Origin of the sequence: Rhodococcus sp. NPDC080181, from assembly GCF_040702225.1 — a bacterium.
In the GTDB taxonomy this organism is placed as follows: Bacteria; Actinomycetota; Actinomycetes; order Mycobacteriales; family Mycobacteriaceae; genus Rhodococcoides; species Rhodococcoides fascians.
In genome coordinates, this window is the sequence record NZ_JBFBKN010000055.1 from 1 (window position 1) to 4,076 (window position 4,076).

The 4,076-nt window shown below is 66.2% G+C and carries 3 protein-coding genes; 1 reads left to right on the top strand and 2 read right to left on the bottom strand.

Annotation, left to right across the window (positions count from 1 at the left end; all coding sequences use genetic code 11):
* Positions 1 to 132 precede the first annotated feature (132 nt).
* Together AB0O58_RS26620 and AB0O58_RS26625 are read right to left on the bottom strand one after the other, a co-directional pair.
* Positions 133 to 1,353, bottom strand: a complete 1,221-nt coding sequence (locus AB0O58_RS26620; RefSeq protein WP_366239032.1) for an acetyl-CoA C-acetyltransferase — start codon at positions 1,351 to 1,353, stop codon at positions 133 to 135.
* A gap of 72 nt (positions 1,354 to 1,425) precedes the next feature.
* Positions 1,426 to 2,439, bottom strand: coding sequence for an SGNH/GDSL hydrolase family protein (locus AB0O58_RS26625; RefSeq protein WP_032365669.1), 1,014 nt, complete (start codon positions 2,437 to 2,439; stop codon positions 1,426 to 1,428).
* A 95-nt stretch (positions 2,440 to 2,534) separates the two neighbouring features.
* On the opposite strand from AB0O58_RS26625, the gene AB0O58_RS26630 reads away from it, so the two are divergent.
* Positions 2,535 to 3,920, top strand: a complete 1,386-nt coding sequence (locus AB0O58_RS26630; RefSeq protein WP_032375640.1) for a cystathionine beta-synthase — start codon at positions 2,535 to 2,537, stop codon at positions 3,918 to 3,920.
* Positions 3,921 to 4,076 lie beyond the last annotated feature (156 nt).

Sequence of the window (4,076 nt, forward strand, 5' to 3'; positions counted from 1 at the left end):
AACGCCTCGAAAAACCGCACCTTCAACCCAGCACATGCCACGATCCCCGCAACTCCCTCAAATCGAGGGTGTTGCGGGGATCGTTAGAACCCGCCATTCGGAGGGCGGGGCTTTTTCGTTGTGCGTCTCGGATCAGCTGAGACGTTCGAGCACCATGGCCATGCCCATGCCGCCGCCGACACACATGGTCTCGACACCGAACGTCTTGTCGTGAGTCGTCAGGTTGTTCAGCAGAGTCGTGGTGATGCGGGCACCGGTCATGCCGAACGGGTGGCCGATCGCGATGGCACCGCCGGAGACGTTGAGCTTGTCCTCTTCGATGCCGAGGTCGCGTGCCGAGCCGAGGACCTGCACGGCGAAGGCCTCGTTGATCTCGAACAGGTCGATGTCGGAGATGGACATGCCCGCGATCTTCAGCGCTTTACGGGTGGCCTCGATCGGCCCCAGGCCCATGATCTCGGGAGACGTGCCGGTGACGCCGGTGGAGACGATGCGGGCCAACGGGGTCAGGCCCAGCTCCTTGGCCTTGGTGTCGCTCATGATGACGAGCGCTGCTGCGCCGTCGTTGAGCGGGCACGCGTTACCCGCCGTGATGGTGCCGTTCGGACGGAAGACAGGCTTGAGCTGGCTGATCTTCTCGTACGTGGTGCCGGCGCGAGGGCCGTCGTCGGTGCTGACGACGGTGCCGTCGGGCAGGGTCACCGGGGTGATCTCCCGCTCGAAGAAGCCGGCGTTGATGGCCTCTTCCGCGCGGTTCTGGCTGCGGACGCCCCAGCGGTCCTGATCCTCACGGCTGATGCCGGTGAGCAGGGCGACGTTCTCGGCCGTCTGGCCCATCGCGATGTACGCGTCGGGCAGCTCGCCGTTCTCGCGGGGATCGGTCCAGCTGTCCGCGCCATCTTCCTGTGCCTTCTTGGTACGGGCCTCGGCGTCGGCGAAGATCGGGTTGTGGCTTTCGGGAAGCGAATCCGAACTGCCGTGGATGAAGCTGGACACGCTCTCGACGCCTGCGGAGATGAACACGTCACCCTCGCCTGCCTTGATCGCGTGCAGCGCCATGCGGGTGGTCTGCAGCGAGGACGAGCAGTAGCGCGTGATCGTCGTTCCGGGCAGTGAGTCGTAGCCGAGCTGAACCGCGACGATGCGGGCGAGGTTGTTGCCCTGCATGCCGCCGGGCAGGCCGCAGCCCAGGAGCAGGTCGTCGATGTCCTTCGGGTCGAGCGAGGGCACCTTGGCCAGCGCGGCGGCGACCATCTGAGCGGTGAGGTCGTCGGGACGAATGTCCTTGAGCGAACCCTTCATCGCCCTGCCGATCGGTGAGCGCGCGGTGGCGACGATGACTGCCTCTGGCATGAGATCTCCTTCGATATCGATACTGCTTATCTGCTCTGTTACCGCCGAGTAGGCGATGTCTCCTGATCGAACTTACAACCCCGCCGAACGGCCATCGCCACGACGTAGGAGATCCTCCGCCGCGCTGTCGATCTCGGCGTCGAGCTCGGCAGTTCTGCGCCGGAGAAAGCGGTCCACTGCGGCGGTGGCGCGGGGGATGGCTCTGCGTGATTCGGCGGCGGCGGACACCGTCGGCAGTTCGGGCAGTGGACCGCCGTGCCATACGCCGAGGGCCGAGGCGAGCACCGGCAGAATCTGTTGCGCGGCCAGCTCGTAACCCGCAGCGGACGGGTGGAAGCGGTCCGCCGAGAACATCGTGTCGGGGGCGGCCAGAAACTCCGGTGCCAGCAGATCCGCCAGGGCTACCGGATGCCCGCCGGCGCCGAGAGTCCTGGCCGTTTGGGCATGGGCCAGCCGCCGACCCCAATTGCGGACGACGGTACGCAGCGGTTGCGGAATGGCCGTCACGACACCGAGATCGGGGCACGTTCCCACGGCGACGACGCAGCCCTTGGCCGTCAATCGTTCGACTGCATCGCCCAGCCTGGCCGCTGATGCCGGAATGGAGAATTTCTTGGTGACGTCGTTCGCGCCGATGAAGATCACCGCGGCATCGGGCGGCGGGCCCGCGACGAACATGGCGTCGACCTGACCTTCGAGTCCCTTGGACGTGGCACCGGCAATTGCTTTGGTGCTCAAGCGGATTCGTTGACCGGTTTCCTCGGCCAACCCGCGGGCGAGCAGGACACCCGGGACCTCGTCGGCCACAGTGCAACCCACGCCTGCCGCGGTGGAGTCGCCGAAGATCATCAGATGAATATCTGCTGAACTTCCCATGCGCCACCGCTCAGGTGCTGCGCAGCCGGCGGTGTAGACCCCGTCGGCCTCGGGTGGCTTGGCAATGTTGCGTCCGATGACACCGCGAGCCGCGGCGGCCTGTCCCATCAGATGTCGGTACGCGGCCCAGGACGCAGTCCCTGCTCCTGAGCCTGCAAGTACCGTCGCGGCGCTCGCTTTCGCGGCGGTACGCCATCCGCTCGCCGTCACAGATCGATCCCTCTCGTCGTGCCCCCTCACCATCGTATGCGGGTGTCGACAGCCGTGGCCGAGAGTCCGATACCTGCATCTGGGAAGATGGAGCAATGCGCATCGCACAGCACATCACCGAACTCATCGGCAACACCCCGTTGGTGAAGTTGTCCTCCGTCATCGGCGACGGCGCCGGCACGGTCGCAGCCAAGATCGAGTACCTCAACCCGGGTGGTTCGTCGAAGGACCGCATCGCCGTCAAGATGATCGACGCAGCCGAGGCCTCGGGCGAGTTGAAGCCCGGCGGCACCATCGTCGAGCCCACGTCCGGTAACACCGGCGTCGGCCTCGCGCTCGTCGCTCAGCAGCGTGGCTACAAGTGTGTGTTCGTGTGCCCCGACAAGGTCGGTGAGGACAAGCGCAACGTGCTGCGTGCCTACGGTGCCGAGGTCGTCGTCTGCCCCACGGCCGTCGCGCCCGAAGACCCCAACAGCTACTACAGCGTCTCCGACCGACTCGTCCGCGAGATCGAGGGAGCGTGGAAGCCGAACCAGTACGCCAACCCGGCCGGCCCGGCCAGCCACTACGAGACCACCGGGCCCGAGATCTGGGCCGACACCGACGGCAAGATCACGCACTTCGTCGCAGGCGTCGGCACCGGCGGCACCATCTCCGGCACCGGCAAGTACCTCAAGGAGGTCTCCGGCGGCAAGGTCAAGGTCATCGGCGTCGACCCCGAGGGATCGGTGTACTCCGGTGGCACGGGACGTCCGTACTTGGTCGAGGGTGTCGGTGAGGACTTCTGGCCGACCGCCTACGACCCGTCCATCCCGGACGAGATCATTGCCGTGTCCGACAACGACTCGTTCGACATGACTCGTCGCCTCGCCCGCGAGGAAGGCCTGTTGGTCGGCGGCTCGTGCGGCATGGCTGCTGTCGCGGCCATTCAGGTTGCCGAACGCGAAGGTCCCGACGCGTTGGTCGTCGTATTGCTGCCCGACGGTGGCCGCGGCTACCTGGCGAAGATCTTCAACGACTCGTGGATGTCCTCGTACGGATTCCTGCGTTCGCGGTTGGACGGCACCACCGAGGAGACCTCGGTCGGCGCAGTGCTGCGCGGCAAGTCCGGTGCCCTGCCCGATCTGGTGCACACCCACCCGTCCGAGACCGTGCGTGACGCCATCGAGATTCTGCGCGAGTACGGCGTCTCGCAGATGCCCGTCGTCGGAGCCGAGCCGCCCGTCATGGCAGGCGAGGTCGCCGGCAGCGTCACCGAGCGCGATCTGCTCAGCGCCGTGTTCGAGGGTCGCGCAGCGTTGGCCGACCCGGTCGCCAAGCACATGAGTGCCCCGTTCCCGCTGATCGGTGCCGGCGAAACCGTCTCCGACGCCACCAAGGCACTCGGGGAGTCCGATGCGCTGATGGTCGTCGAAGAGGGCAAGCCCGTCGGCGTCATCACTCGCCACGATCTGCTCGGGTTCCTCAGTAAGGGTGCCTAGGCATGTGAGTGGAACTTCGTAGCAGGCTACGAGGTTCCGCTCACAAGCGGCGCAGCCGCCTTCATATGGAGGTCGGCCTGTCAACGACGGCATGGTGAAGCGGTGGCACGCACCGTCGTGTGTGCCACCGCTTCCTGTTGCCGGGATGGTGATCGA

Excerpts from the sequence above, each read along its gene's own strand:
- AB0O58_RS26620 (WP_366239032.1), bottom strand. The coding sequence starts at position 1,353 with ATGCCAGAGGCAGTCATCGTCGCCACCGCGCGCTCACCGATCGGCAGG.
- AB0O58_RS26630 (WP_032375640.1), top strand. The coding sequence starts at position 2,535 with ATGCGCATCGCACAGCACATCACCGAACTCATCGGCAACACCCCGTTG.